This window comes from Paraburkholderia sp. DD10 (assembly GCF_049177125.1).
GTDB classification, from domain to species: Bacteria; Pseudomonadota; Gammaproteobacteria; order Burkholderiales; family Burkholderiaceae; genus Paraburkholderia; species Paraburkholderia terricola.
The window spans coordinates 791,264-816,357 of the sequence record NZ_CP185393.1; the positions used below are offsets into that span (position 1 = coordinate 791,264).

The following is a 25,094-nucleotide window of genomic DNA, read 5'->3' on the forward strand; positions in this document are numbered from 1 at the left end:
TGGATGAATGCGTTGCGCCGCGCGTGCCAAGCGTCGGCGAAAGCCGCCATCATACAGACGGCCCGCGAGCCCCGACGTCTAGTCCACCTGGAACCAGCGACCGGAATTCGGGCACACGTCGGCTCGTTCGCCATCGAGCCGGACTTGCTCTTCGTCCGGTTGCGGCGAAACAGGAGGGGCGATATCGAATGCAATGTTGAGCGCCTGCCCGACATGAGCCTCTTCGACAGGAAGCTCCCAGGTCAGGAATATCTGCAGCCAGTCCTGGTCCGGCGGGAAGTCGGCGGCATCGAAGCCCGAGCGGCCGCGCCGGATGACGCCATGAGGCTGGCCAGTGTCGAATATCACGGCCGTGCCGCGGGTCAGGGGAATGCGCAGGTCCAACGCGGGAAAATGCAGATCCAGCCCCTTGTCCTCGCTCATGAAGAGATTGCAAAAGGCCGCTCCGCCATATTGCGCGGCGTCATGGTGATACCGCGCGCCGCGGCAGGCCATGAGGGCGATGTCACTGGCGGCGAGCACCTCGGGCAGCCCTAGCCCGGACGTCCAGTCGGACATGGCCTCGACGCAGCGCGCGTAGTCCGGCCAGCGCATCCGCGCTCGCGCCAAAGGCATGGGCTCGACGTCGCCGGGGTCCAACCGCATGTGCATCGACGTCTCTCTTTGCCAATCCGCCAGCAGACGCGCCGGGGGGGCGGGCACGTCGATCGTGTCCGTTAACACGATATCGCTCACGCGCCGACTGCGGATGGCGTCGCCGCTCCGGAAATAAGAGGTCAACATGTGTCGCACACGATGCGGTTGAAGGGAACGCGTTTTTGCACGGGCTATTGTAACGAGTCGAAGGGCTCGCTTGAGCCGTCTCCATGCCATGCGTCGGTGTCGCCTTGTTCATGGCACGAAGGACGTCGACGCGGCGACTGCCGGCGCAGTCGCAGACGTGTGATCGAACGATCAGCCGAGCGGAACGCGGTTCACCTGCGCCGCATGCACCGATCCGCTGGGTCCGCGTTTCGCGAGTGTCAGGATCAGGACCGCGACCGCCGTGCCGGCGCAGGCCACCGCCAGCCACGCGACCGCCTGGATGAGTCCGCCGGCGAACCTGGCGACTGATTCGACGATGAGCGGGCTCAGGAAATTGCCGAGGAAAAACGATCCCATATACCCGCCGGTCGCTCGACCGCTTTGCGCGAACGGCACGCGCGCCAGCGTCCACGTGCCGAGTAGCGGCAGCGCCATGCCCGCCCCCGCCGCGGCGAGAAAAGCGCCCGCGACCGTCGCGTTTGCGCCCGCGCACGATGCGATGACAAAAAAACCCAGCGCGAGCAGCCCGAAGGCGATGACCAGAAGCCGGTTGATAGGCCAGCGGGCGAGCCGGTGAAACGCAAACGAACCCACCGGAATGCCCGCATTGGCGATGGCGCCGCCGAACCCGAGAATCGCCGGTGCCGTGACGCCGCGCTCGCTGAGCAAAAAGCTGATCTGCACCGGCACGACGAAGAACATGACCGACGCGAAAAGGATCAGCAGACAGAGAAGGCCGATCTCGCGCCACGGAAACGGCAACTTCTGCACGGGAGCATGCTCGACGTGCGTTTTTTCGCCGGGTTCCCAGATCATCACCGCGATAAACGGAAGGAACAGGATCGCGCATCCATAGACCAGGAACGGCGTGCGCCAACCCGCCGCCAGGCTGCCAAGCCCGCCGCCCACGGCGAACATCAAGGCGGCCACGACGGAGGCCGACGCGTGCTGCATCGTCAGCCACTTCTGTCGCCGCATACCGGAGAAATAATTGGCGACGAGCGCGGTGGCGATCGTGACGATCGCCGCTTCCGCGAGACCGATCACCGCGCGCGCGGCGACGATCGCGTACAGGCTCGTCAGCCAGAACGGCAGGACGCCGGCCACCGCGTAGATCGCGACCGCGGCCAGATAAAGGCGCTTGCGTCCGAACGCGTCCACCAGCGAGCCGACTAGCGGACTGAACAACGCGATCATCAGCGCGGGAATGACCAGCACGATCAGCGTCAGCACGTCCGCATGCGGAACGCCCGCATAGTCGTGCCGCATCTGCGGAAGCACGGGGGCGATCAGCACGGCGCCGGTCGAAGAGAGCCAGCAACTGGCCATCAGGAGCCAGCCGTGCCGCGCACCGGCGACGCGTGCCGGCCGGGCTTCAGGGGAAAGATGAGTCATGTTCGTCTCCAACGTTCTTGTATTGGCTGCTCCTGACGCGGGGCGTCGGGCAATGTGTCGCCGTCCGCGGACGGAACGACGGACATCGAACGCCGGATCGGGATCGCTGCCGGTTTCACGCCGGCGACCGGGGGCGATCCCTGTCCGGTATGGCTAGAAGGCCACCTGGTCGTGGCCCTTCAGATCGAGCATCCGTCTCGCTTCGTCCGGCGAGGCGATCTCGATGCCCAGTTCGCCGAGAATCCGGCGAATCTTGCGCACCTGGTCGGCGTTGCTTCGAGCCAGCTCGCCGCGGCCGATATACAGGCTGTCTTCGAGGCCGACCCGGACGTTGCCGCCCATCAGGCTCGCCATCGTCGCGACAGGCATCTGATGCTTGCCGGCCGCCAGCACGGACCAGTGGTAGTCGTTGCCGAACAGCCGGTCGGCGGTGCGCTTCTGATGCAGCAGGTCCTCGGCGTGGGCGCCCATCGCGCCGCGCAGGCCGAACACGGTCTGCACGAAAAGCGGCGGCTTCACGAGACCCTTTTCGAGGAAGTACTGCAGCGTGTACAGATGGCCGACGTCGTAGCACTCGAATTCAAAGCGCGTGCCGCCGGCTTTTCCGACATGCTCGAGAATCCACGCGATGTCGTCGTAGGTATTGCGGAAGATCAGCCCGCGCGTGCCCTTCAGGAACGGCACTTCCCAGTCATGCCGCCATTCGCGCTCGCGTTCGGCCATCTCCGACAGTACGAGGTTGAGCGAGCCCATATTGAGCGAGCACATCTCGGGCTTGAGCGCCCGGCCTGCCGCCGTGCGCTCCTCGATGGGCATGTTCGGACCGCCGCCGCCCGTCGAAATGTTGATGACGGCGTTCGTCGAGGACTTGATGGCCGTGACGAAGCGCCTGAAGATTTCGGGGTCGCCGGAGGGGCGGCCGTCCTCGGGATCGCGGGCATGCAGATGAATGATCGAGGCGCCGGCCTCGGCGGCCGCGATGGATTCGGCTGCGATCTGCTCCGGCGTGACCGGCAGAAATCGCGACATCGAGGGTGTATGAGCGCCACCCGTCACCGCACAGGTAATGATCGCCTTGCTCACAGCGGCTCTCCTTCGACGAGATCGAGCAGCACGAACGCCATCCGGCACGGCTTGTCCGAGCGGTTCGCCCAACTGTGACTGGTCGCGCGCTGGATCAGCACGTCTCCAGCGCGCATGAGTGTTTCGCCTTCGTCGAGCAGCGCCCAGATTTCGCCTTCGAGCACGATTGCGTAGTCCAGCGACTCCGTCTTGTGAAACCAGAAATGCCGTGCGTCGGATTTGCCGCGCACGCCGCTGTCGTCGAGGAATTGCTTGAGCTGCGCTTCGTCGTAGTTGTTGTCAGGCGGAAAATCGACGACGCGTAGCAACGAGCCGCCCTTCGAATGGAACGCGAACGCGCGACCGGCCGGCGCGGGATCGTCGCCGGGTGCGCGCGCTTCGCCGGTTGCCCACACGACGTGCGCAAGCGGCAGCCCCGGCCGGTTTGTCCGGTTCGGCGTCGGTCCATCCGACACGAAGCAGGACTGGCCCCGCGTATTGGTGCCCGTGACGATCCGCCTGACCGGGCGATACGTGTCCGTCTCCGCCTGCTGCTGCAAGCCCTGATTGTTGACCAGCGTCTCCATGTTCTCTCCATTAACGAGTCGTATCGTATCGTTAATGAGCCGGAGTTGCCTGTCAATAGGGAAAAGGATTAGGGATGGTTAGCGGTTTTTGGCTAGGTTTGAGCTTGACAAATATGAACGGTCCGTTTTGTAATGTGGGCAATCAAATGACAACAGCCGGGATTCATGGAGACAGAGAAAATTCGCGTGATGTGGTTCGTGCCGCCGCTGCTTGCACTCGTCGCGAGTCACGACGAGCTGGCCATCGCGGTTCACGCCGATCGCAACCGTTCGTCGGATGAGCAATTCGACGCGCTCGTGGCCGGAAGCGTGGATGCGGTCGTGACTTCGATGGACAACGTCATCGGCTGGAACGGCCGCGTGGGTCCGCGAGACTTTCGCGTCGTCGCGCAGATCGAGCGAACCACGCCGTTGACGGTGCTCGCGAGGCCGCAACTGTGCAATCTGCGGGATCTGCACGGTGCGAACCTGCTGGTCGATGCGCCGGACAACGGCTTCGTCGTTGCGCTCAGGGCCATGCTGCGCGATGCGGGCGTACCGTCCGATGCGGTGCGCCTGACGCCCGCGGGCGGCGTCAAGGAGCGCTTCGACGCGCTCGTGGCGGGACAGGGCGACGCAACCTTGCTAGGGCCGCCATTCGATTCGATGGCGCAAGCGGCGGGGCTTGCCTGCATCGCGAGCGTGCAGGACACGTACGCCGGTTTTCCCGGGCAGGGCGTCGTCGTGCGCCGGGGCGGCGCGGCGAACGCCAGGGTCGCCGCGTGGCTGCGAGCGCTGGAACGCGCGCGCCGGCGCGTTGGCGAGCGCGCGGAATTTGCGAGGCAGGCGGTGCTGGCGGCCGGTTTTCCGGACGCGGTTGCCGCTGCGATGATCGCGCAGAACCCGGATTCGCTGCGTCCATCGGCAGAGGGCGTCGCGCTACTCGTCGCGCACCGTCGCTCGCTCGGTCTGGTGGGTGCGGACAATGACTATTCGACCATCGTCGATGATTCGATGGTCGAGCAATACATGGGGGGACAGAAGTGAAGCAATACGCGCTCGGAACGTTTTCGGTGGCGGACGCTGCCCGCTTTGTGGGCTTCGTCGTGAATGATCGCGTGGCTTCGCTTGCCGAACTGGCAGCGCGTCATGGCGAACGCGATCTGGCAAACGCGCCCGGCGTGCTCGCGCTTCTCGACGCCTGGTCGGCGAGCGAGCCCGCATTGGGCCGTCTCGCCGCGCAGGTCTCGGCAGAAGAGGGCGGCTGGCATGCGCTGTCCGATTTGCAGGCTCACCCGGCCATCGATCTGCCGCGGCAGATTTTTTGCACCGGCGCGAATTACCGCAAGCATGTGGTCGATCTGACGGTGGATGCGAAGGTCGGTCCAGAAGGACTCGACGAGGCCGGCCTTCGGCGCTGGGCGGAAGCCATGATGGATGAGCGGCTCGCGAACGGCGAGCCTTACGCATTCACGAAGCCGGTCTCCGCGGTCTCGGGGGCGTTCGATCCGCTGGTGCTGCCGGTCACGACAGTGAAGCCCGACTGGGAGCTGGAGCTGGCCGTCGTCATCGGTCGCGGCGGCTATCGGATTCCCCGCGAGCAGGCGTTGGACCACGTGGCGGGTTACACCATCGCCAACGACATCTCCGCGCGCGATCTGATTCCACGCACCGACTACAAGATGCTGGGCACCGACTGGCTGCGCTCGAAGGGACAGCCGGGCTTTCTGCCGCTCGGACCGTATCTGGTGCCCAAGGCATTCGTTCCCGACCCGCATCGTCTGCGAATGCGGCTCACGGTGTCGGGGCAAGTCATGCAGGACGAGACGACCGCCGACATGCTGTTCGGTATCGAGCGGCAGATCGAATACATTTCGCGCTATTCGCGGCTGTTGCCCGGCGACGTCATCTGCACCGGCTCGCCGGCCGGCAACGGCACGCACTACAACCGTTTCCTGCGCGACGGCGATGTGATGGAAGCCGAGATCGAGGGACTGGGCCGTCAACGACAAGTGTGCGTCGCACAACGACATGGCTGACGTGATCGAACCGACGCTACGTCGAGACAATCCCGATCGCGCCTTGCTTCACGAGCTTCTGTCCGCGCAAGCGAGCAACGTCACGCTCGACATGAATCCCGCGTTGACCTCGCTGCGCGCCACCTTGCTGGCGGGCAGCGCGGAGGGGCTGTCGCTCCGCTTCACCGCGCCGGACCAATCGGTGCAAGGCAATGGCGTGGTATCGGGCGGAACGCTCGCCTCGATGCTCGATCTCGCGATGGCCCTGGCGCTGCTCGCCAGGCTGCCGCACGGCCGCACGTGCGCAACGATCAGTCTCACGGTCGACATGATCGAGCCGGGATACGTGGGCGACTTTATCGCCGACGCCCGCGTCAAACGTCTGGGCGGGCGCGTCTCGTTCGTGGAAGCCGACCTTTACGATGCGACGGGAACGCGCCGCGTCGCAAGCGCCACCGCGCCGTTTGCGGTGTTCGATGTGCGGGGCTGACTTCAGGCCTCGTCGTCCGCGATATCCGGATAGCGGTCGAACGTTTCCTTGATGAGATGGCGTAGCCAGATGTTGGCGGGATCGTCGTGGAATCGCGGGTGCCAATGCTGGCGGAGGGCGAACGGCGGCAACGACACCGGCGGCGGCACCATCCTGATCGTGCCGAGCCGCGCGAACACGTTGCCGAGTTCGAGCGGCACCGTGGCGATCAGATCCGGCTGCGCGTCGATCAGATGCGGCACGACCAGAAAGTGCGGCGTGGTCAGATAGACGTTGCGCTTGATGCCGTATTCGTCGAACGCGCTGTCGTAGGCAGCGCTCGCCCGGCCGGTCAGCGAGACGACGATCTGGGGCATGCGCTCGAACTGCGCGCGGCTGATCGTTTTGCCGACCGCCTTGTTGCGCACGCTGACCATCGTGACGAAGGTGTGCAAGAACAAGCGTTGCTGGAATAGTCCATCGGGCGCCGCGCGCACGGAGCCGAGCGCGAGATCCGCCTCGCCGGCCGCGAGCGTCGCCTCGATCTGTTCGAGCGGCACCTGCACGGACCGCACCGCACAGTTAGGCGCAATCTTGCGCAAGCGGCGGATCAGCGGCGGCAGAAAAACCAGTTCGCCCATGTCGGTCATGCTGAGCACGAACGTGCGGCGAGCGCTGGCCGGATCGAAGTGCGCCTGCGAAACGACGCGCTGCCTCAACGCCGTCATGACCTCGGTAATCGTCGCGCCGAGCAGCAAGCCTTTCTCAGTCGGCTGCATGCCGGCCGACGTCTTGATGAATAACGGGTCTTCGAAAAACGTTCTGAGCCGGTTGAGCCCGTGACTCATCGCGCCTTGCGACAGCCCGACTTCGGCGGCGGCGCGCGTGACGCTGCGCTCCCTCAGCAGGGCGTCGAACAGCACCAACAGGTTGAGATCGAGGTCGCGGATATGCATGGCGTGCATTCAGGGAATTAGTCCCATTAGGTTGACGCATGATCCGGGCAAACCTATCGTGGCGTCAAGCGTTGAACAAGACGCGCTATAACGAATCAGGAGACAAGCGATGTTCATCAGGAACACCTGGTATGTGGCCGCCTGGTCGCATGAGGTCGAGGGCGCCGAACTGTTCTCGCGCACCATCATCGGCACGCCCGTTCTGCTGTATCGGAAGGAAGGCGGCGAGGTCGTCGCGCTGATGGATCGCTGCTGTCATCGCGGCGCGCCGTTGTCGGTCGGCCGGCGTGAAGGCGATTGCGTTCGTTGCATGTATCACGGCCTCAAATTCGACAGCAACGGAGCCTGTGTCGAAGCTCCGGCCCAGGAGAGAATTCCGCCGCAGGCCAGGGTCAGGCAGTTTCCGGTCGTGGAGCGTTGCCGCTGGATCTGGATCTGGATGGGCGATCCCGCGCTGGCCGATCCGGCCACGATTCCCGACACGCATTGGGTCGACGATCCAGCATGGCGCTCGCTGCCCGGCTACATTCACTACGACGTCAACTACCTGCTGATCTGCGACAACCTGCTGGACTTTTCGCATCTCCCATTCGTTCATCCGACCACGCTGGGCGGAGGCGAGGACTACGCAGCCAGCCAGCCGAAAGTCGAGCGACTCGAAGACGGTGTGCGCATCACGCGGTGGACACTCGACACCGAGCCGCCGCCGTTCGCCAAAGCCGTCCGGGCGTGGCCGGGCAAGGTCGACCGCTGGAACATCTACGACTTCACGGTGCCGGCGGTTCTGCGCATGGATTCGGGCATGGCGCCAACGGGTACTGGTGCGCCCGAGGGCGTTCGTGTCGGCGCGGTCGAGTTTCGCGGTTGCCAGGCCCTGACGCCTGAAACCGAAAACTCGACGCACTATTTCTTTGCTCATCCGCACAATTTCTCGCTCGATCAGCCCGACGTGACGCGTTCGATTCATCAGGCGGTGGTCGACGCCTTCGACGAGGACCGCGACATCGTGACGGCTCAGCATCGGAATCTCACGCTCGATCCCGGCTTCAGGATGATGGCGTTCGGCATCGACGCGGCCCTCTCGCAGTTTCGTTGGGCCGTGAACAAACGGATCGAGGAAGAAGGCGCCGCAGCGGCGCGGAAGAGCGAGGCCACGTCGTGATCGAAGTCGTCGTCGAGAAAATCGCGCGTGCGGCCGAGGGCATACTCGACATCGAATTGCGCAGACCGGATGGGACGAACCTGCCGGCATTCGATCCGGGGGCGCACGTCGACGTTCACTTGCGCGAGGGGCTCGTGCGTCAGTATTCGCTGTGCAATGACCCGATCGATCCGACACGCTACCGCCTCGGCGTCAGCCGAAGTGCGGCGTCGCGGGGCGGATCGGCGTACCTGCACGATGCGCTGCGGGCCGGCGACACGCTGCGCATCAGTGAGCCGCGCTCGCTTTTTGCGCTCTCGGCCGAAGCGACCTGTCATCGCTTCATCGCCGGCGGCATTGGCATCACGCCGATCCTCAGCATGATCCGCTGGTGTGAGCGTCATGCGCTGCCGTGGCAATTGAGCTACTGCGTACGCTCGAGAGCACACGCGGGGTTCCTGGACGAGTTGCTCGCGCTGGGCGGTGACATTCGTCTCCATGCCGACGACGAGGCAGCGTTGCCGCACGACGTGAGCGGCATGCTCGCTGACGTGAAACCCGCCGAGCATGTGTACTGTTGCGGACCAGGCGGGCTCATGGACGCAATCGCGGCGCGCGCTCGCGACCTGGGCATCGGTGCGAATCGCGTTCATTTCGAGCGATTCGCGGCTTCAACGGACGAGCGCGAGCGCGGCGGCGAGAAGCTGTTTACCGTCACTCTCGCGCGGAGCGGCGCGCGGTACACGGTAGAGCCCGACGAATCGATTCTCGATTGCCTCGAACGGCATGGTCTGACGCCTGCGTTTTCCTGCCGGGAAGGGCTTTGCAGAAGTTGCGAGACGGCGATCGTGTCGGGGAAGGTCGATCATCGCGACTATGTACTGAGCGCCGAGGAGCAGCGCGAGGGCAAGTCGCTCATGATTTGCGTGTCGAGAGCGACGACCCAGGAGCTGGTGATCGATCTCTGAGCCATGACCGGAACCCGCGATAACGCGCAATGGCCGCTTTATATCTGCTGCTTTGGCAGCATGGCCTCCATGCGCATGTGCGATTCGATGCTGCCCGTTCTTGCGACGGCGTTCGCGGTCGGCGCCGATCGCGCCGCGCAGACCATAGCGTCGTTCGCGCTCGCCTACGGAATCTGTCAGCTAGGCTCGGGGCCGCTCGGCGACCGGCTCGGAAAAATGCGCGTGATCGCGCTCGCGGCGGTGGTTTGCGCACTCGGCAACCTTGGCGCGTGCTTTGCCGGCAATCTGGACGAACTGCTTGCGGCGCGGTTTTTTTCGGGTGCGGCGGCGGCAGGCATCGTTCCGTTGACGATGGCGTGGATCGGCGATCACAGCGCGGACGGCGAGCGCCAGGCGGCGCTCGCGCGTCTGCTCGGCGCTACCGTGCTCGGCATGATCGCGGGGCAATGGGGCGGCGCGGCGCTGGCTTCCTCATGGGGGTGGCGCACTCCGTTCGTGTCGATCGCGGCGGTGTTCGCGCTCGGCTGGCTGGCGGTGCGAAGCGTGTCGCCGCCCATCGCGCGAGACACCCCGACGAAACAACCGGCGTTCGCGCGCCGGACGATCGGGATGCTCGGCGCAAGCCGGGTTCGCATCGTCTTGCTGGTGACTTTCGTTGAAGGCGCCTTTGCGTACAGCGCATTGGCATTCTTGCCGACCTACCTCAGCACGTCGTTTGGGCTGTCTTCGTCCACGGCGGGATTGATCGCATCGAGCTACGGCGTGGGAGGGCTGCTCTTCAGTCTGAGCTCGAAGCGCGTGATACGGCGTTTCAGGGATGCGCGGCTTGCGCGAGTGGGCGGGCTGCTGCTCGCAATCTCGCTGGTCGCGCTTGCGGTCTCGCCGTTCTGGTGGCTATCCGTCCCAGCCTGCATGCTCGCCGGATTCGGTTTTTACGCCCTTCACAACGTCTTGCAGAACCATGCCGCGCAGATGGCCCCGCAGGCGAGAGGCACGGCCGTTTCGCTGTTTTCGTGCGTGCTCTTTCTGGGGCAGTCGTTCGGAATCGCGTTGGGTGCGCGGTCGCTCGCTCATGCTTCGGTACGCATCCTGTTCGCTGTCTGCGCGGTGGGGCTGCTCGTCCTTGCGCTCGTCTTCGCGCATCTGTCGACGCCCAGGCGTGCGCCGCAAACGTCGCGGGTCCCGGAATAAGCGGGCGGCTGCAATGCCATGGCGGCGCCTTGATGCGCGACACAAGCGAGACGCGAGCAGCACAAAAATCGGGCGATGCAGCCGCAACGCCCGACTTCATGCCGCTAGAACTTGACGTACGCGTTGAGCCACAGCGTATTGCCGTAGGCGGCATTGCGCGCGTAGATCTGATGCTGCCAGTGAAGCACGGCGCCCCATTTCTGCGTGCCATAGCCGACCTGCGGTCCCAGCGTCAACTCGTTGGTGCGATGTCCGTCGCCGAACGCGGACTGGCCGTTGATCTTGTCGTCGTTGAGCTGGGTATTCACGTATCCGCCGACACCGACGAGCCAGTTCTGATTGATGTGGTAATTGAGGCCGTAGTCAGCGGTAAGCTGAACGCCCGACTGATAGTGCGTCGCCGAATTCACGCTGCTATAGCTCAGATTGATCTTGGAGCTGAGCTCGATCTGCTGGAGCGGCATCCAGGTAAACGCATAGGCGAGATAGAAACTCGTGACGTTGCTTCCCGGATTGAACAGACGGCTCTTGTCGTACGAACCCCACGGGGCGACGACGTCGAGTTCGACGGTCTGCAGATAGTGCGGCGATTGCCAGCCGACGAGCATGCCAAACAGCGGATCGGCGAATCCACGCCCGCCGCCGGAGATTCCAAACGACGGCAGGTGCAAGGTGCCGTCCACATAGGGAAGCGCAGCCTGGACGGCGATGGTGCCGCCCAGAATGGTCGGCGTTTCGAACACATGAACCGCTCGCAGCGAATGGGCCTGCAGCCCGCCATTGGCGCCTTGCGGATTGCTGTTGCCGCCGCCGTCGCGTAGCGACGTCATGTTCTCGAATTTGTTGTAGGTGTAGAGATAGGTTCCGGGGCCGCCAAGCAGTCCGCTCATCACGGTCATGATCCCCGACGGATAGCTGCTCGTGCCGTTTTCGAGCGCGAATGCAGGGCTCTGGGCGAGACCCAGCGCGGCGCACGCGACGCCGTAAAGTTTGTATCGTTTCATTGCCGTGTCTCCTGTATTTATAAGGATTTTGATTTGTGCCGCGAAGTTATTGCGCGACGAACACGCTCTCGTTGGCGTGCAGTCAGCGATACCGGACGACGTTTCGCGAGGGTCGCCGGTGCGTTTGTCAACGCGGCATCGGCAAGAGCGCGCTGACGTACCTGCCTTCTTCAATCCTCAAGGCGACCGCCTGGAGGTGCTGGCCCGCGCAGGGCCCCGATACGCACAGGCCGTCATCAAGCGTGAATTTCGCACCGTGGCTGTGGCAAACGATGTGGTTCGCACCCTGGTCGAGATAGGCGTGCTTTCGCCACGGCAGAGAAGCCCCGGGCCAATGCGGACACGAATTGATGTAGCCGCGCAGGAGCGCGTGCCGGCGCACGACGAAGAGGTCGTCGACGCCGCGTCCTTGCAAGTCGAATCCGCGTGCGCCAGTCGGCGCAAGCGCGTTCAACTCGCACAGGCGGACCCATTGGGCAGTGCCCGAATCCGGCATGGCGACCTGCGTTCAGGCTTGCTTTCAGGACTCTGTTCGGGATTGCGTCGGGGGCGGCCCTCCGGGCGCCCACGTCTCGCGCAACTGGAAGAGAAATTCCTGCGAGTTCTCCGCGATGGCGGGGGCGACACGCGGAACCCAGGAGTCGTCGAGCTGATCCATGTCGGCGTCGTATTCGATATGGCAACCCAGCGGACTATTGAAGTACCAGAACCAGTTCGAGCCGAACCGGTGACGGCCTGGTCCCCAGAACGATTCGTAACCCTTGGCCGCGAACGCGTGGCCTGCTCGCAGCACCTCCGACGGACCGCCCATGTGGAACGTGAAATGTTCGCAACCCTGCATGGCCGGCGGCGTCTTGATGAAGAACAACGTGTGGTGATCGAGGGTGCCCCGCGGGCGCAGGAACGGGCCGATTCCGGTGAAGCGGTCGTTGACCCGGAAGCCGAGCCGGTTCACATAAAACGCCTCGGCCTTGTCCGTGTCGGGCACGAAGTAGACGACGTGCGAAAGCGTCCTGGGAAGCGGCGGCGGTTCGTCGCGATTCGCCGGCGAACCGGTGACGTTCAGTGCGCGCTGCGCATCGCCGGGCGCGTTGATCTGCTCGGCCGCGAGCGTTGGCGTTCGACGCACGGAGAGTTGAAACCCGAGGAGGAATCCCGAGTCGTCGGTCGCTTCGATCGAGCCGTCCGCCAGAAATTTGACTTCGCGGTCCCTGGCCAACTCATGCGCGATTTCGTCGAGTGCGGCTCGATCCTCCACACCGTAGATCGTTTTGCGTAGCTGATTGCTCGTCGGCAGCGTCCACTTCGGCAGCGCGGGGTCGTCCTTGTGGCGAATCACGACGCCCGTTCCGTCGAGCGCCTCAAACGCGCCATCGCCTTGCGGCGTCAGTCCGTAGTCGGCGAGAAAGCTCGCGCAGCTTGCGACGTCGTCGACGCCGAAAACGAGTGTGTCAGGTCCAAGGATTCTCACTTTAAGCGTCCTGTCGAAAGAGAAAGGTGATGTCGGTTAATACGATACGGTTCGGATCATAATATTCCGCTTGCTTCGAATAACGCAAGAGGCGTTCGGGTTTCCACATGGTTTTTCAGCATGAGGAAAAACCCTCGCTTACGATACGCGGCGTATCGTATATATAATGAAACGGTCACTAACGAGGATGCGTGGGGTTAGGCCGGGAAGGCCGGCATAGCCGCTGTATCCAGAAACTGGAGCCGAACAATGAAGCTGGGTCGCATCGCTGTGAACGGTCCGGATGGGGATGTCGCCCGTCTGGTGCTGGTATTGCCGGAAGAAGGGCGCGTCATCGATCTGAAGCGCGCGTCCGTGCTGGCGCTGGAGAAACAGGGCGCGACGGGAGAATCGGCGCGCCGGCTGTCGGAGGCGCTCTTTCCCGGCAGCATGTCGGCGGCGATCGGCCTCGGCGAGCGGTTTCTCGACGCTGCCCGCCGCGCGGACAAGGAGCGCCCGGACGAAGCGTCGATCCCGATCGCAGAGGCGAAGTGGCTGCCTGCCACCGATCCCTCCGTTGTCCGCGACGGCTTGACGTTCATCGGACACATCAAGGGCTTTCACGAGAAGATCGGGCACAAGCCGCATGAGAGCCTGCTGAAGGTGCCGGGCTATTTCAAGGGGACGCCGCATACCGTCATCGGTCATGATGCGGAGGTGCCGTGGCCGGGCTATATCGGGCATATGGATTACGAGCTGGAACTCGGCTACATCATCGGCCGGCGCGGCGGTAATCTGAGGCCGGAACAGGCGCGTCCCTATCTCTTCGGCATCACGGTGTTCAACGACTTCAGTGCCCGCGATCGCCAGTCGATCGAAATGCCCATCCAGATGGGGCCGACCAAGTGCAAGGACTTCGCCTATGGAGTGGGGCCGTGGATCACGACGATCGACGAATTCGCCGACCTCGACGCCATTCCCATGGAAGTGCGCGTCAACGGCGAGACCTGGGGCAAGGGCACGAGCGCGAACAAGCTCTGGAGCGTCGACGAACTGATCGCGTGGGCGAGCCTGGGCGAAGTGCTGGAGCCCGGCGACGTGATCGGCTCGGGCACGATGGGCGGCGGCTCCGCGCTCGAACTCGATCGCAGGCTTCAGCCCGGCGACGTGGTGGAACTCGAAGTGGGCGGCGTGGGCATTCTGCGCAACCGGATGGGCCAGCCGCAACCGGGATTGTGGTGGCCGCAGGAGCGCGCTCCGTTCATGTGAGTTGACGCGACTAAGAAGCTGTTGCGAAATTAGTTAAACCAAGGCTTGAGGCGCGTCCAGCAAATCAAGGCGCAAGCTAACGAGAGGAAAGCCTCGTGGATATGGGCGTAGCGTTCATAGCGAATCTTCAGGCGTCGAAACGAGTGAAGCCAGGCAATCGAGCGCTCGACTTGCCAACGCGTTTTGCCGAGTCCGCTGCCATGGGGCGAGCCAATTTTTGCGAGCACGGGCGTGATGCCACGTTCGCGCAAGCGCTGCCGATGTGGCTCGGAACTGTAGCCCCGGTCGCCCTGAACGATTTGCGGCTTGTGCAGGGGACGTCCCCGTTTGCCCCGGATATGTGGAATGGCCTGGACCAGTGCATCGAGCTGCGTAATGTCGTGGCGGTTTGCGCCGGTCAGGATGACCGCGAGCGGGATGCCTTGCGCGTCGACGATGAGGTGGTGCTTGCTGCCGAGCTTGCGCCGGTCCGTGGGATTCGGGCCGGTTTTTTTCCCGCCAGCATGGCGCGAATTGATGAGCTGTCGACGATGGCACGCGTTAAGTCGATTTCGCCACGGCGGCGCAGTTCGGCCAGCAGCGTTTCGTGGATACGTTGCCAGACACCGGCCTTCTGCCATGCGACGAGCCGTCGCCAGCAGGCGGTGCCTGAGCCGCAACCCATTTCCTGCGGCAGCAGGTTCCACGCAATGCCCGAGCGCAGCACGAACACGATGCCAGTCAGCACTGCTCGGTCTGGCGTCGGTTTGCGGCCCGCGTACTGGCGATTGCGCGGTGCTCGCGCGGGCAGAAGCGGTTCGATGAGTGACCACAATTCGTCGTCTATGAGTTCTTTAGGCATTGCTTCCTGTCAGGCAAAACAAGACAAGAAGTTAACACCAAGTCAGAAAAGTTTAACAGACCCAAAACTTAATTTCGCAACAGCTTCTAAAACAAATTTCAAGGAGACACAGTCATGGCTTCGCAGCACAAGGTGCTTGTCGTCGGCGGAGGGATCAGTGGCATGACGCTCGCTCACGGACTCGCGCGCGCCGGTATGGACGCGAGGGTCGTGGAGAGCGGCCACCGGATGGATCAGCAGGGAACCGGCATTTCCCTGCTTGGCAACGCGTTGCGCGCACTGGATCGCGTGGGGCTCGCCGACAGTTGCATGGCGGCGGGCTCGGGATGGGACACGGTCAGTGTGCGCAACGACGCGGGCGAGATCGTGAACGAGCGGCGTCCGCCGCGCATCTTCAGGCCGGACGCCCCCGGCGCGATCGGCATCATGCGGCCGAAGCTGGCGGAGGTGCTCGAAGGGCAGGCGCTCGCGAGCGGTGCCCGGATCGACTATCGCACGACCGTCGAGGATATCGAGCAGGACGGCAACGGCGTCTCATATCGACTGTCGACGGGTGAAACGGGGCGCTGCGATCTGCTGGTCGCCGCGGACGGAACGTATTCAAAGACGCGTTGCAAAGTATTCGGCGGCGAGTATCAGCCGGCTTATGCGGGACAAGGCGCGTGGCGCTTCACGGTGGAGCGGCCCGCGGAGTTCGACGGGCTCGTGCTGTACAAGCACCGGGACGGCCGCGCGGTGGGTGGCCTGCCGCTCTCCGACAAGCTTTGCTACTACTTCTTCCTCGAGAACGCCAAGGTCCACGCGCATATGGCGCAAGACAGGCTGAGCGAGATGTTCAGGGAGCGTCTGGAGGGTTTTTCGGCGCCCGATCTTCTCGCGGCGATCGGGCGTTGCGATGGCACGCGCTACATCAGTTACCGTCCGTTCGACATCCTGTTCATGCCGCAGCCGTGGCATCGGGGGCGAGTCGTACTGGTGGGGGATGCCGCGCATTCGGTCACACCGCAGTTGACGTCCGGCGGCGGCATGGCGATCGAGGACGCGGTCGTGCTGATCGAGGAACTGAGCCAGCGCACAAGTATCGACGATGCACTCGTCGCCTATGGGCAGCGTCGTGGCGAGCGGGTGAAGCGGGTGTTCGACATCTCGCTGGCCATCTGTCAGGCGGAGCAGGACCCACACGCGGACGGACGGCGTGCCGTCGAACTCCTGTTCGAAGGTTATGGCGTGCTCGCCCAGCCGTTCTGAGCGCGGAACCTCGATTCCGGAGCGGGCATTGGCTCTGCGCAAGGACGCATCGACGCGTGCTGCCGGCGGGCCCGGTTCTTTCAAATCACTCTTTATTGTTTGCCATGACCGCCACCTCGTTTGCTCCGGTATTCGTCTCCAGCGACACCGCCAAGGCCGTCTTCGACTGGACGGATGCGATACGCGCGCTGCAGTCGGCCTATGCGCGGCCGGTTCCGCCGAAATCCGCCCCGCCGCGCACCGTGGCGGCCGCCGGCAAGACCTGGCTGCGCACGCTGCCGGCCGTGCCGGTGGGCGGCCGCTACTACGGCGCCAAGATCATGGGCATGGCGATGGACGCGGCCGCGCCCGGCGTCGAATACGTGATCGTCCTGTTCGACCGGGAGACCAGCCGCATCGCCGCGTTTGTCGACGGCAATCTGGTTACCGGCTATCGCACGGCCGCCACCTCGGCTGCCGCACTCGACCGGCTGGCGCCTCGCGGCGCCGCGCGCCTCGCCGTGCTCGGCAGCGGCCTCGAAGCGACGATGCATACCCGTGCCATCGCCAGCGTGCGGGATCTGAGCGAGGTCGTCGTGTTCAGCCCGACACCCGAGCGGCGCGCCGCGTTTGCGCAAGCCGTGACACGCGATCTCGGCGTGCCCGCGCGCGGTGTGGCGTCGGCGCAAGAAGCGGTAGACGGCGCCGGGATCGTGCTCGCCGCGGCGCGCGCGAGGGGCGAACAGCCGATTCTTTTCGGCGACTGGCTCGAGCCCGGCGCGACCGTCGTATCGATCGGCTCGACCATTCCCGAGCAGCGCGAGATCGATGTCTCGGTCGTCGCTCGCAGCGACATCATCGTGTGCGACACGCTCGAGGAAGTCCTGGAAGAAACCGGCGACATGCTTGCCGCCCACGAAGCCGGCATCGCGTTTCGCGACAAGTCGTTCAGCCTGACGGATCTGATGAGCGGAGCAATCGATGAGCGCCTGAAAGACGCCCGCACCCGGATGTACAAGTCGGTGGGCGGCGGGCTGCAGGACATCGTGGTGGCGGAACTCATCCTCGACAAGGCAATCGCGGCCGGCCTCGCGACGCCGCTGCCGATCGAATTCGAAACCAAGCGCTAAGCGCACACCAGGACACGCGGCATTCAATAGCAACGCAAAAAAGGAGCACAGGATGGCCCGCTACACCCGAAACGAAGCGCGCGAATGGGCGCGTGAGCATCTCGTTGGCGTCGCCAACGTGACCATTCCGACGATGACATCGGACTTCAGGCGCATCAACGAAAAAGCCGTCCGCCACGATGTCGAACTGGCGATCGAGCACGGCTTCGTCGGCTCGCTTTCGTGCTCGGAAGTGGCGATCACGCAGGCGCAGTACGGCGAGTTCTGCGCCATCATGGCCGACCAGGCCGCGGGCCGCCTCGTGATCGTGCATCACGCGGTGTTCAATACGCTGGAAGACAACATCGAGGCGATCAGACTGGCGGAGGCGGGCGGCGCCGACCTGGTGCTGCTCGGCTATCCCCCGTACTTCTATCCGAAGTCCTACGACGAAGTGTTCGAGTACACGAAGGCGATCTGCGCCGCGACGAATCTCGGCGTGATGGTGTTCCCGCTGCCGGCCTGGGGCTTTTCGCGTTTGCATCCCGCCGATATTCCGCTGCCGGTGCTGCGCCGCATGGTGGATGAAATTCCCAACGTGGTCGCGATCAAGGCCGAGGGCGGCCTGCCCTACATCATGTCGGCGATCGAGGTGCACCGCGAATTCCACGAGGAAGTCGTGATTTCGTCTCCGCTGGAATACGAGTACGTACCGCTCGCGCAGGTGATGGACATCCCGTTTTGCGGCACGAATTATTCGGCCTATTACGGGCCGCTGCTGCCACGGATTCACAAGCTGATCCGCGCGGGCGAATACGATCAGGCCACGCAGCTCTGGTACAAGATGGACCCGGCGCGCAAGGCGTTCGCCAGCCTGCCGATCGCGGCCAACGGTCTGCTCAACCGGATGTTGTGGAAATACCAGGCCTGGTTGCAAGGCTACAACGGCGGCCCGATGCCGCATCCGACCCAGCGCGTGTACCAGCGCGACATGACCGTCTTGCGCAAGGGCCTCGAAGCAGCGGGCCTGAATCCGACGAGCGATCCCGACGAGGCCTTCTTCGTCGGCCGCCATCCCGTGTGAGACCGACCGACATGAGTGAATTCATCGCGCTACCTTTGAAGGACCCCGGCCTGCTGAGGCAGGCCATGCTGATTGACGGCGAATGGGTGCCCGCCGACAGTGGCGAGACGCTGGAAGTGCGCAATCCGGCGACCGGCGAACGGGTCGCGCGCGTGCCGAATGGCGGCGCGAACGAGACCCGCCGGGCAATCGCCGCAGCCGAGCGCGCGATGCGGGTGTGGCGCAAGGCGTTGCCCAAGGAGCGCGCCAAGGTATTGCGCACGCTATACGACCTGATGCTGGCGCACATCGACGATCTCGCTGTCATCATGACCGCGGAGCAGGGCAAGCCGCTCGTCGAATCGCGTGGCGAAATCCTGTATGCCGCGGGTTTCATCGAGTGGTTCTCGGAGGAAGCGAAGCGCGTCTATGGCGACATCATTCCGCGCAATGTCGACGGTCGTCGCATCCTCGTGCAAAAGGAGCCGATCGGTGTATTCGCGGCGATCACGCCGTGGAATTTTCCTTCCGCGATGATCACCCGCAAGGCAGGCCCGGCGTGGGCCGTCGGTTGCGCCGGAGTGATCAAGCCGGCGAGTCAGACGCCGCTGTCCGCGCTCGCATTGGCGGTGCTTGCCGAGCGCGCCGGTCTGCCGCCGGGCGTTTGCAATATCGTCACCGGCTCGGCTCGCGCCATTGGCGGGGAGCTCACTGCCAGCGCGGTGGTCCGCAAGCTTTCGTTCACCGGTTCGACGGAAGTCGGCGCGCAACTGCTCGCGCAGTGCGCGCCGACCATCAAGAAAACCAGCATGGAACTAGGCGGCAACGCGCCGCTTATCGTGTTCGACGATGCCGACGTGGATGCAGCGGTAAAAGGCGCGCTCGCCGCGAAGTACCGCAACGCGGGGCAGGCTTGCGTCGCGGCCAATCGCATACTGGTGCAGTCGGGCGTCTACGACCGTTTCGCGAGGAAGCTGGCCGAAGCCACCGCCGCCCTCCGCGTGGGCAACGGCATGCACGAGGGTGTGGTGCAGGGGCCGCTCATCAACGAGGACGCCGTTCGCAAGGTCGAGGAGCATATTTCGGACGCGCTGCGCAAAGGCGCTCGTGTGCTGACAGGTGGCAAGCGCCACGCGCTCGGCGGCTGCTTCTTCGAACCGACGGTGTTGGCCGACGTGTCTCGCGAGGCCGCGATTTTCAACGAGGAAACCTTCGGACCGGTCGCACCGCTGTTTCGCTTCGACACGGAAGACGAGGCAATCGCGCTAGCCAACGACACGCCGTTCGGTCTCGCCTCCTATGTGTTCGCCCGCGACGTGGGGCGCATTTTCCGTGTCGTCGATCGACTCGAGTTCGGCATGGTCGGCGTCAACGAGGGCTTGATCTCGACGGAGGTTGCGCCGTTCGGCGGCGTCAAGAACTCGGGTCTGGGTCGCGAGGGCTCGAAGTATGGCGTCGATGATTACCTTGAAATCAAGTATGTGGCGCTCGGCGGGCTTTGACGGCGGTGGATCGCGTCGGTAGGCATTGCCGTCCAGGCGGGAACGCCGCGGCTGGCGTGCTTCTTCGAGTTGGACAGGCAAATAGGATACGATGTGTCTTATAATTGCGTGTTGCGCGGTCCGCGCTCGCGGCACATCGAGGCGATCTTGCCAACCGACTTTCCGTTACGCCAATGAAGACAAACGCTCAGCCTCCTGTTACCGCATCCTTCACCGCACGAGGCGTCGGCCGACCGCGCAGCGAGGAAACGCGTACGCAGATTCTTGCGGCGACGGTTCGTCTGCTCGAGACGCGCACGATTCAGTCGATCTCCATCGAGGCCATCGCCAAGGAGGCCGGTGTCGGCAAGGCGACGATCTACCGCTGGTGGAATTCGAAGGCGCTCGTCGTGATCGATGCGTTCATCGAGCACCACCTCGTCAAGACGCCGATGCCGCGGAACTTGCCGCCCGGCGAGGCCATTGCGGCGCATCTTGTTTCGCTGATTCACGAATACGCCGGATGGTCCGGCAGGATCGTCGCGCAGATCATCGCGGAAGGTCAGGCCGATCCCGCTGTGCTGCGCGAATTCCGCGAGCGGTTTCACTATGGGCGTCGGGCGCTCGTCCGCGAAATGCTCGAGCAGTGGCGCGGTTGCGCGCGCATTCCCGTGCCGCCGAACATCGAGACGCTGAGCGAGATTCTGTATGCGCCGGTCTACATGCGCCTGCTGGTCGGAAACGGTCCGCTCGACGACCATTTCGCGCAGGAGCACATCAGTTACGTCTACACGTTGCTGGGCGTCGACGTGCCGGACGTGGTGCAACTGCGTGAGCAGATGAAGCGGAAAGCGCCCACGAAAAAGACGGCGGGTGCCGCACGCTGAGGCGTGGCGTGTGAGCGCCACGCGCTTGTGACCCGCTTCGGTTCGCCGGTCCGCCCATCAAGCAAAAAAAACGCCGCTCCCGGCAGGGAGCGGCGCTCGTCGAACGGTTTCGCACAAGCGACCGTCAGGCGCTTTTTTCCGCAACGGCCGGAAACGGCAAGCTGTGAAGCCGTTTGCCCGTGGCCGCGAAAATCGCGTTCGCGACCGCCGGCCCGACCGGCGCGACACCCGGCTCGCCGACACCCGTGGGCGCCTCGCCCGACGGCACGATATGCACCTCGACCTTGGGCATCTCGGCGATTCGCAGCACCTGGTAGCCGTCGAAATTGTTCTGCTCGACCTTGCCGTCCTTCAGCGTGATCGCGCTATGCAACACCGCGCCGAGACCGAAGCCGATCCCGCCTTCCATCTGGGCGGCGATCACATCGGGATTGATCGGCGTGCCGCAATCCACCGCGCACACGACGCGCTCCACCTTCACGTTACCGTCCTTGTCGACGGAAACTTCCGCGACCTGCGCGACGAACGTCTTGAACGCCTCGGCCACCGCGATGCCGCGCCCGCGGCCTTTCGGCAACGGTTTGGCCGGGTCCCAGCCCGCTTTCCGGGCGGCGAGTTCGAGCACGGCCCGCATGCGCGGTTCGTGCGCGAGCAGATCGCGGCGGAACGCGAACGGGTCCTTGCCCGCGGCGTGCGCGGCTTCGTCGATGAACGCCTCGACCGCGAATGCCGTGTGCGAGCTGCCGACTACCCGCCACCACAGCACCGGCACGCCGGTCTGCGTGGTCGTCAGTTCGACCGAGATGTTCGGAACCGCGTAGGCCATGTTGGCGGCGCCCTCGACGGACGTCGCGTCGATCCCGTTCTTGACCATGAAGCTCGCGAACGGCGTGCCCGCGAGAATCGACTGGCCGACGATCCGGTGCCGCCAGCCGACCAGCTTGCCGTCCGCGCTCAGGCCCGCGTCGAGCTTGTGGAAGTACATCGGGCGGTACAGGCCGCCGTGGATGTCGTCCTCGCGGGTCCACTGCAGCTTGACGGGCGTGCCGTTCGCGCCCAGCGCCTTGGCGATCGAGACGGCCTCGACGATATAGTCCGAGCGCGCGTTCGCGCGCCGCCCGAAGCTGCCGCCCGCATACAGCGTGTGGATCTTCACCTGCTGCGGGTCGAGCCCGGCCGTGTGCGCGGCATTGCCCTGGTCGACGGTCTGGAACTGGTCGCCGGCCCAGATCTCGCAACTGTCGGCGGTGAGCTTGACGACGGCGTCGAGCGGCTCCATCGGCGCGTGAGCGAGATAGGGGAATGAATAGGTGGCGGAGATCTTCTTCGCCGCGCCGGCGAGCGCCTGCGTCGCATCGCCGTCCTTGCGGGCGGATGCGCCGGGTTGCTCCGCGAGTTGCCGGTATTCGGCCATCATCGCGTCCGAGCTGCGCTTCTCGGCCTTCGAATCGTCCCATTCGACCTTCAGCGCGTCGCGGCCCTGCTTGGCCGCCCAGAAGCCCTTGGCGACGACCGCGACGCCGCCCGGCACCTGCACGACCGAGACCACGCCCGGCACCGCTTTGGCAGCCGACGCATCGAACGACTTGACCGTCGCGCCGAACAGCGGCGGACGCTGCAGCAACGCGACCAGCATGCCGGGAAACGTCACGTCGAGCGTGAACTGCGCGGTGCCGTCGGTTTTCGGCGGGACATCGACGCGCGGCACCTGGTGGCCGATCAGACGAAAATCCTCCGGCGATTTCAGCGTGACCTTGTCAGGCACTGGTAGCCGGGCCGCGGCCGACGCGAGCGAGCCGTAGGTCGCGCTCCGGTTCGTGGCCGCGTGATGAACGCTGCCGTCGCGCGTCGTCAGCTCGGACGCGGGCACCCGCCACTGCGCGGCGGCGGCGGAGACCAGCATCGCGCGCGCTTTCGCGCCGGCCTCGCGCAGTTGCATCCACGAGTTGGACATCGCCGAACTGCCGCCCGTGCCCTGCATCGTGCCGAACGCGAGATTCGCGTAGCGCTTGGCGTCGGCGGGCGCGCTTTCGACACGCACGTCCTGCCAGTTCGCATCCAGTTCCTCGGCGACGATCGTCGCGATGCCGGTGTACGCGCCCTGGCCCATCTCGACGTGTTTCGCGATGACCGTCACGCTGTTGTCCGGCGCGACGCGCAGGAAGGCGTTGGGTGCGAACGCCGCCCCGGGCGTCGTGGCGGCGAGCGCGCGGCGGCCCGTGCCCGCCCACTCGAAGCCGATGGTGAGGCCGACCGCCGCGACCGCGCCGGCTGCTTTCAGGAAGGTCCGGCGCGACGGGCGCACGGCGTCCGTGAGATCGAGATCGGTGGTCATGGTCAGGCCTTCAGGGTGGCGGCGGCTTCGTGAATGGCCGCGCGGATGCGGGCGTAGGTCGCGCAGCGGCACAGATTGCCGTTCATCGCGGCGTCGATGTCGGCGTCGGTAGGCGTGGCGTTGCGTTCGAGCAAGGCGGTCGCGGACATGATCTGCCCGGACTGACAGTAACCGCACTGCGGCACCTGCAGCTTGACCCATGCGGCCTGGATGGCTTTGGCGGGCCGGCTTTCGATGCCTTCGATGGTGGTGATGCGCTTGCCCGCGACGGCGGCGAGCGGCAGCACGCACGAACGGGTGGCTTCGCCTTCCAGATGAACCGTGCAGGCGCCGCATTGCGCCATGCCGCAGCCGAACTTCGTGCCGTGCAGGCCCGCGTTCTCGCGGATCGCCCAGAGAAGCGGGGTAGTAGGATCGGCATCGAGCGTAACGTTCTTGCCGTTCAGGACAAACGATGTGGACATGGAACCTCTCCGTGGGGAAAGCCCGAACTTGGCGCCGGGTGTACGCGGCAGTGTGACCGAGCACGCGCCGTTGTGCTTACACGATCCTGCAAAAATATTGAACAATGCTGCAAATCGAGCGGCCCAACCGTGGCTGCGCGGCAGGCGCCTGGGTATGCTCGATCTCGTCAACGGAGTTCATGCGTATGAAACAGAATTCTTCCTGGCTCGATCCCGCCGAGGCGCGCGAAACGGCTCGCCGCGAACTCGCCGCGCTCGTCAGCCGCTTCGCGCCAACGGACGGCGCGCATCAGACGGCGATTCCCTCGCTGGCCTTCTACCGATACTCGGCGCCCGTCGATCTCGGCTGCGGCGTGGCGAGTTCCGCGTTCGTGTTCGCGGCGCAAGGCGCCAAGCGGGTCGTGGTCGCGGGGCAGGCTTACGACTACGATCATCTGCATTGCCTCGTGACGTCCGTCGATCTGCCGATGACGTCGCGGGTCACGCGAGCGTCGTCCGATGCGCCTTATCTGTGCGTGAAGCTCGCGCTCGATCCGCAGTGCATCGCCGAACTGGCGACGCAACTGCGTCTGCCGGAACCGGGCGCCGTGTCGGCGGGCGAGGGCATTGCCGTGGGCTCGTTGTCGGCGCCGGTCTTCGACGCGGCGCTGCGGCTCGTGCGCTTGCTCGATACTCCGGATGACATACCGGTTCTCGCGCCGCTCATCGAGAAGGAATTGCTCTACCGGCTGATGACGAGCGAGCAGGGCAAGCGGCTGCGGCACATCGCCGTGAACGGGAGTCAGACGTACCGGATCGTGCGTGCGATCGAATGGATCCAGAATCACTACACCGAGCTTTTGCGGGTGGAGATGCTGGCGCAGGAAGTGAATATGAGCGTGTCGTCGTTCCATCATCACTTCAAGAACGTCACGACGCTGAGTCCGCTGCAGTATCAGAAGCAACTGCGGCTGCACGAGGCCCGGAGATTGTTACTGGGGCAGAACGGGGATGTCGGCTCGGTGGCGATCAAGGTCGGGTATGACAGCCCTTCCCAGTTCAGCCGCGAATATAGCCGGCTGTTCGGGGCGCCGCCGCTTCGCGATGTGGTGCAGTTAAGGCGCCGCAACGGCGTGGGGTACGGAGAGTAAAGCCGCGCTTCGATGAAGCGAGCCCGTTTCCGTCCGCGAGAAGCGACAGGCAACAAAAAACCCCGTAAGACTGTGGTCTTACGGGGTTTCTCGATCTACTTCGCAAACTATATCGGCTTACGCCGTAACAACTGTTGGTGCCCAGGAGAGGACTCGAACCTCCACGGTGTTGCCACCGCTAGGACCTGAACCTAGTGCGTCTACCAATTCCGCCACCTGGGCACGTTTTCAAGCTAGACAGCTATTTTATCGGGATGATGCAGC

24 protein-coding genes and 1 tRNA gene are annotated in these 25,094 nt (G+C 64.5%); 13 read left to right on the forward strand and 12 right to left on the reverse strand.

The window, feature by feature from the left end; translation table 11 throughout:
* Positions 1-78: 78 nt before the first annotated feature.
* The 4 genes from ACOCG7_RS18945 to ACOCG7_RS18960 form a co-directional block, all read right to left on the reverse strand.
* Entirely contained in the window at positions 79-783 is a 705-nt protein-coding gene (locus tag ACOCG7_RS18945) for a hypothetical protein (protein ID WP_244744281.1), read from the reverse strand.
* A 171-nt stretch (positions 784-954) separates the two neighbouring features.
* Entirely contained in the window at positions 955-2,199 is a 1,245-nt protein-coding gene (locus ACOCG7_RS18950) for an MFS transporter (protein WP_073427664.1), read from the reverse strand.
* Between the two features lie 153 nt (positions 2,200-2,352).
* Complete coding sequence (locus ACOCG7_RS18955) at positions 2,353-3,282, reverse strand: 3-keto-5-aminohexanoate cleavage protein (RefSeq protein WP_073427665.1); 930 nt, start codon at positions 3,280-3,282, stop codon at positions 2,353-2,355.
* Complete coding sequence (locus ACOCG7_RS18960; protein ID WP_244744279.1) at positions 3,279-3,848, reverse strand: cupin domain-containing protein; 570 nt, start codon at positions 3,846-3,848, stop codon at positions 3,279-3,281. The genes ACOCG7_RS18955 and ACOCG7_RS18960 overlap by 4 nt, the downstream gene beginning before the upstream one ends.
* 165 nt (positions 3,849-4,013) lie before the next feature.
* Here ACOCG7_RS18960 and ACOCG7_RS18965 point away from each other — a divergent pair, with 165 nt between their 5' ends.
* Genes ACOCG7_RS18965 through ACOCG7_RS18975 form a run of 3 tightly spaced genes read left to right on the forward strand, consistent with a single transcriptional unit; the run spans position 4,014 to position 6,335 of the window.
* Positions 4,014-4,874, forward strand: coding sequence for an ABC transporter substrate-binding protein (locus tag ACOCG7_RS18965; RefSeq protein WP_421379449.1), 861 nt, complete (start codon positions 4,014-4,016; stop codon positions 4,872-4,874).
* Complete coding sequence (locus ACOCG7_RS18970; protein WP_421379452.1) at positions 4,871-5,866, forward strand: fumarylacetoacetate hydrolase family protein; 996 nt, start codon at positions 4,871-4,873, stop codon at positions 5,864-5,866. The genes ACOCG7_RS18965 and ACOCG7_RS18970 overlap by 4 nt, the downstream gene beginning before the upstream one ends.
* On the forward strand, positions 5,859-6,335 hold the full coding sequence (locus ACOCG7_RS18975; RefSeq protein WP_244744273.1) for a PaaI family thioesterase: 477 nt from the start codon (positions 5,859-5,861) through the stop codon (positions 6,333-6,335). Before ACOCG7_RS18970 ends, ACOCG7_RS18975 begins: the two co-directional genes overlap by 8 nt.
* A 2-nt stretch (positions 6,336-6,337) precedes the next feature.
* Here the strand turns inward: ACOCG7_RS18975 and ACOCG7_RS18980 are convergent, their stop codons facing one another.
* A complete protein-coding gene (locus ACOCG7_RS18980; protein ID WP_073427670.1) occupies positions 6,338-7,270 on the reverse strand; it encodes a LysR family transcriptional regulator in 933 nt (310 codons plus the stop codon).
* Positions 7,271-7,379: 109 nt separating this feature from the next.
* Between ACOCG7_RS18980 and ACOCG7_RS18985 the strand changes: the two genes are divergently transcribed.
* The 3 genes from ACOCG7_RS18985 to ACOCG7_RS18995 are packed head-to-tail and all read left to right on the forward strand — an operon-like array spanning position 7,380 to position 10,570.
* Complete coding sequence (locus ACOCG7_RS18985) at positions 7,380-8,432, forward strand: aromatic ring-hydroxylating dioxygenase subunit alpha (RefSeq protein WP_244744272.1); 1,053 nt, start codon at positions 7,380-7,382, stop codon at positions 8,430-8,432.
* Positions 8,429-9,379, forward strand: a complete 951-nt coding sequence (locus ACOCG7_RS18990; RefSeq protein WP_244744269.1) for a PDR/VanB family oxidoreductase — start codon at positions 8,429-8,431, stop codon at positions 9,377-9,379. Before ACOCG7_RS18985 ends, ACOCG7_RS18990 begins: the two co-directional genes overlap by 4 nt.
* A gap of 3 nt (positions 9,380-9,382) precedes the next feature.
* Positions 9,383-10,570, forward strand: coding sequence for an MFS transporter (locus ACOCG7_RS18995; RefSeq protein WP_244744267.1), 1,188 nt, complete (start codon positions 9,383-9,385; stop codon positions 10,568-10,570).
* Between the two features lie 104 nt (positions 10,571-10,674).
* Here ACOCG7_RS18995 and ACOCG7_RS19000 read toward each other — a convergent pair whose 3' ends face one another.
* From ACOCG7_RS19000 to ACOCG7_RS19010, 3 genes are all read right to left on the reverse strand, one after another.
* Entirely contained in the window at positions 10,675-11,574 is a 900-nt protein-coding gene (locus tag ACOCG7_RS19000) for a SphA family protein (RefSeq protein WP_244744265.1), read from the reverse strand.
* A gap of 127 nt (positions 11,575-11,701) precedes the next feature.
* Entirely contained in the window at positions 11,702-12,070 is a 369-nt protein-coding gene (locus ACOCG7_RS19005; protein WP_244744263.1) for a Rieske (2Fe-2S) protein, read from the reverse strand.
* A gap of 24 nt (positions 12,071-12,094) precedes the next feature.
* Complete coding sequence (locus ACOCG7_RS19010; RefSeq protein ID WP_421379460.1) at positions 12,095-13,045, reverse strand: VOC family protein; 951 nt, start codon at positions 13,043-13,045, stop codon at positions 12,095-12,097.
* Positions 13,046-13,294: 249 nt separating this feature from the next.
* Between ACOCG7_RS19010 and ACOCG7_RS19015 the strand changes: the two genes are divergently transcribed.
* Positions 13,295-14,293 carry a fumarylacetoacetate hydrolase family protein gene (locus tag ACOCG7_RS19015; protein WP_083083431.1) on the forward strand — a complete coding sequence of 333 codons (999 nt, stop codon included), beginning with the start codon at positions 13,295-13,297 and terminating at the stop codon, positions 14,291-14,293.
* Positions 14,294-14,322: 29 nt separating this feature from the next.
* Here ACOCG7_RS19015 and ACOCG7_RS19020 read toward each other — a convergent pair.
* Positions 14,323-15,134 (reverse strand): IS5 family transposase gene (locus ACOCG7_RS19020; protein WP_114161924.1). Its coding sequence is split into 2 segments (ribosomal slippage): positions 14,323-14,795 and positions 14,795-15,134, totalling 813 coding nucleotides; the frame shifts between segments, so codons are not numbered across the junction.
* A gap of 114 nt (positions 15,135-15,248) precedes the next feature.
* Between ACOCG7_RS19020 and ACOCG7_RS19025 the strand changes: the two genes are divergently transcribed.
* The 5 genes from ACOCG7_RS19025 to ACOCG7_RS19045 all read left to right on the forward strand — a co-directional run bounded on the left by ACOCG7_RS19025 (position 15,249) and on the right by ACOCG7_RS19045 (position 20,901).
* Positions 15,249-16,382, forward strand: coding sequence for an FAD-dependent monooxygenase (locus ACOCG7_RS19025; protein ID WP_244744259.1), 1,134 nt, complete (start codon positions 15,249-15,251; stop codon positions 16,380-16,382).
* 104 nt (positions 16,383-16,486) lie between these two features.
* Positions 16,487-17,491, forward strand: coding sequence for an ornithine cyclodeaminase family protein (locus ACOCG7_RS19030; protein ID WP_244744258.1), 1,005 nt, complete (start codon positions 16,487-16,489; stop codon positions 17,489-17,491).
* Between the two features lie 52 nt (positions 17,492-17,543).
* Positions 17,544-18,554 carry a dihydrodipicolinate synthase family protein gene (locus ACOCG7_RS19035; RefSeq protein ID WP_244744257.1) on the forward strand — a complete coding sequence of 337 codons (1,011 nt, stop codon included), beginning with the start codon at positions 17,544-17,546 and terminating at the stop codon, positions 18,552-18,554.
* Positions 18,555-18,565: 11 nt separating this feature from the next.
* On the forward strand, positions 18,566-20,035 hold the full coding sequence (locus tag ACOCG7_RS19040) for an NAD-dependent succinate-semialdehyde dehydrogenase (protein WP_280519490.1): 1,470 nt from the start codon (positions 18,566-18,568) through the stop codon (positions 20,033-20,035).
* Positions 20,036-20,208: 173 nt separating this feature from the next.
* Positions 20,209-20,901 carry a TetR/AcrR family transcriptional regulator gene (locus ACOCG7_RS19045; RefSeq protein ID WP_073427681.1) on the forward strand — a complete coding sequence of 231 codons (693 nt, stop codon included), beginning with the start codon at positions 20,209-20,211 and terminating at the stop codon, positions 20,899-20,901.
* 124 nt (positions 20,902-21,025) lie between these two features.
* On the opposite strand, the gene ACOCG7_RS19050 is transcribed toward ACOCG7_RS19045, so the two are convergent.
* Positions 21,026-23,236, reverse strand: a complete 2,211-nt coding sequence (locus ACOCG7_RS19050) for a xanthine dehydrogenase family protein molybdopterin-binding subunit (RefSeq protein ID WP_244744255.1) — start codon at positions 23,234-23,236, stop codon at positions 21,026-21,028.
* Between the two features lie 2 nt (positions 23,237-23,238).
* Positions 23,239-23,700, reverse strand: coding sequence for a (2Fe-2S)-binding protein (locus tag ACOCG7_RS19055; protein WP_006046916.1), 462 nt, complete (start codon positions 23,698-23,700; stop codon positions 23,239-23,241).
* 185 nt (positions 23,701-23,885) lie between these two features.
* On the opposite strand from ACOCG7_RS19055, the gene ACOCG7_RS19060 reads away from it, so the two are divergent.
* Entirely contained in the window at positions 23,886-24,830 is a 945-nt protein-coding gene (locus ACOCG7_RS19060; protein ID WP_073427683.1) for an AraC family transcriptional regulator, read from the forward strand.
* Between the two features lie 135 nt (positions 24,831-24,965).
* Here the strand turns inward: ACOCG7_RS19060 and ACOCG7_RS19065 are convergent.
* Positions 24,966-25,052 (reverse strand) — tRNA-Leu (locus tag ACOCG7_RS19065).
* Positions 25,053-25,094: the final 42 nt, after the last annotated feature.